This window comes from Pseudonocardia sp. SID8383, from assembly GCF_009864975.1.
Lineage (GTDB): Bacteria > Actinomycetota > Actinomycetes > Mycobacteriales > Pseudonocardiaceae > Pseudonocardia > Pseudonocardia alni.
In genome coordinates, this window is sequence record NZ_WWFY01000996.1 from 1 (window position 1) to 2,699 (window position 2,699).

Annotated in this window: 3 protein-coding genes; all 3 read left to right on the plus strand. The window is 73.2% G+C overall.

Annotated features, from left to right (window positions below; all coding sequences use genetic code 11):
• The first annotated feature begins 190 nt into the window (after window positions 1-190).
• Genes GTW08_RS24090 through GTW08_RS24100 form a run of 3 tightly spaced genes read left to right on the plus strand, consistent with a single transcriptional unit; the run spans window position 191 to window position 2,532 of the window.
• Complete coding sequence (locus GTW08_RS24090; RefSeq protein WP_073573743.1) at window positions 191-970, plus strand: enoyl-CoA hydratase/isomerase family protein; 780 nt, start codon at window positions 191-193, stop codon at window positions 968-970.
• A gap of 60 nt (window positions 971-1,030) precedes the next feature.
• On the plus strand, window positions 1,031-2,173 hold the full coding sequence (locus GTW08_RS24095; RefSeq protein WP_073573744.1) for a 5-methyltetrahydropteroyltriglutamate--homocysteine S-methyltransferase: 1,143 nt from the start codon (window positions 1,031-1,033) through the stop codon (window positions 2,171-2,173).
• Between the two features lie 17 nt (window positions 2,174-2,190).
• The gene (locus GTW08_RS24100) at window positions 2,191-2,532 is read left to right on the plus strand and encodes a TfoX/Sxy family protein (RefSeq protein ID WP_161152569.1); all 342 of its coding nucleotides are present in this window, start codon (window positions 2,191-2,193) and stop codon (window positions 2,530-2,532) included.
• Window positions 2,533-2,699: the final 167 nt, after the last annotated feature.

Sequence of the window (2,699 nt, forward strand, 5' to 3'; positions counted from 1 at the left end):
CGGGCTCGCGGTCGCGGTGCCGCACCCGGGCGGCGGGTCCGCGCTGTCGGTCGTCGTCAGCCGGGCGGACTTCACCGGGCGCCGCTGGGAGCTCGAACGTGCGGTGCGCGAGGCCGCGGTGCCGCTGGCCCGGCACCTGGCCGCGGCGCCGGGGGTCGCCGCGTCCGGCTGAGCCCGCCAGGATGATCCGATGGCCGACGGGGTGCGCTACGAACGCGACGGACACGTCGTCACGATCACCTACGACCGCCCGGAGAAGCGCAACGCGATCGACGGGGACATGCGGCGCGCGATCAACGCCGCCTGGGACCGCTTCCGCACCGACGAGGAGGCGTGGGTCGCGATCGTGACCGGCGAGGGTCCTGCGTTCTGTGCCGGGGCGGACACGCGCTCGACCACCGGCAACCCGGCGGGCGACTTCCCGGGCAGCTTCTTCGAGCGGCCGACGGTGAACTCGCTGGAGAGCGGCTGGGAGATCTTCAAGCCGATCGTCGCCGCGGTGAACGGACCCGCCGTCGGCTACGGCGTCACGCTGCTGACCTGGTGCGACTTCGTGATCGCCTCGGATCGCGCCACCTTCTCCTTCCCGGAGGCCCGGCTGGGCGTCCCGACGATCGTCGGTGCGCTGCGGCTGCCCCGGATGATCGACCGGCAGTACGCGATGGAACTGCTGCTCACCGGCGAGACGATCGACGCGCGGCGCGCGCACGAGATCGGCCTCGCCGGGTGGGTCGTGCCACACGAGGAGCTGGGCGACGCCGCCCGGGACCTCGCCCGGCGGCTCACCGCGGGGGCGCCGCTCGCCCAGCGCGCGATCAAGGAGATGGCGGTGCGCGGACCGGAGATGGGTACCACCGAGGCGATCCGCTTCGGTGAGACGCTGCGGAAGGTCGTCGCGACCACCGAGGACGCGGCGGAGGGTGCCGCTGCGGCCCGGGAGAAGCGGTCCCCGCGCTGGCATGCGCGATAGACCTTCCATTCTCCGGAAGTGACGTCGGCGGACATGCGGACACGGCGATACGTTCGCCCGATGCCGGAGAAGACAGTGGAGTCGCTCGTCCGCACCGTCCCGCCGTTCCGGGCCGACCACGTCGGCTCGCTGCTGCGGCCGCCCGCCCTGCTCGCCGCCCGGGAGCGGCACGCCGCGGGTGAGCTCGACGACGCGGGCCTGCGCGCGGCCGAGGACGCCGCGATCACCGACGTCGTCGCGCTGCAGGAGTCGGTCGGCATGCGCTCGGCCACCGACGGCGAGTTCCGCCGCACCTCCTGGCACATGGACTTCATCTACGCCCTCGGCGGCGTCACGAAGACCTCCGGCCGGGTCGAGGTCGCGATGCGCAACGCGGCGGGCCAGAACAACTTCACCTCCGCCGGGATGGCCGTCGACAGCCGGGTGCACCTCGACGAACCCGTCTTCGCCTCGGCGTTCGAGTACCTGGCCGCGCAGGTCACCACGGCGACCCCGAAGCTCACGATCCCCTCGCCGAGCATGGTCTACGCCCGCGGCGGCCGGTCGGTCATCTCCAGCGAGGTCTACCCCGACGTCGAGGAGTTCTGGTCCGACCTGTCGACCGCCTACGCCGACCAGCTCCGCGCGATGTACGACCGCGGCTGCCGCTACCTGCAGCTCGACGACACCGCGCTGGCCTACCTGAACGACCCGACGCACCGCGCGCAGCTGGCCGAGAAGGGTGACGACCCGGAGACCCAGCACCTGCGCTACATCCGCCAGATCAACGCCGCGATCGCCGACCGGCCGTCGGACATGTACGTCACCACCCACATGTGCCGGGGCAACTACCGGTCGTCGTGGGCCGCGGAGGGCGGCTACGACCACGTCGCCGAGGCGCTGTTCGGCACGCTGGGCGTCGACGGCTTCTTCTGCGAGTTCGACGACGAGCGCTCCGGTGGGTTCGCCCCGCTGCGGTTCGTCCCGAAGGGTAAGCAGGTGGTGCTCGGGCTGGTCACGACCAAGTCCGGGGCGCTGGAGGACCCGGACGCGCTCAAGCGCCGGATCGACGAGGCGGCGCGGTACGTGCCGCTGGACCAGCTGTGCCTGTCGCCGCAGTGCGGGTTCTCCTCCACCGTCGAGGGCAACGAGCTCACCGTCGACGACCAGAAGCGCAAGCTGGAGCTGATCGTCTCGGTCGCCGAGGACGTCTGGGGCCGCTGAGGGCCATACTCGCCCGGGTGGCCTACGACGAGGGTCTCGCCGCCCGTCTGCGCAGCCTGCTCGCGGACCGGCCGGTGACCGAGAAGACGATGTTCGGCGGGCTCGCCTTCCTGGTCGACGGGCACATGGCCGTCGCCGCGAGCGGACGTGGCGGGCTGCTCGTGCGGGTGGCCGCGGACCGCTCCGCGGAGCTGCTGGAGCGCCCGCGGACCGAGCGGATGGTGATGGGCGGCCGCGAGATGACCGGCTGGCTGTGGGTGGCCGGCGAGCCCGACGTCGACGACCTCGACGGCCCGGAGCTCGCCGGCTGGGTCGCCGAGGCGGTCGCCGTCGTGGAGACACTCCCACCGAAGCGGTGACCGCGACGCCGGGCCGGACTAGCGTCGGAGCCGTGAGCACCGCTGCCGCATCCCCGCTGTTCGACCGTGTCCTGGCGGGTGCCGGCCCGGGCTCGCGGCTGCTGGACGTCGGCTGCGGGGCGGGGCGGCTGCTCGCCGACGCGGCCGCCGCCGGGCTGGCCGCCACC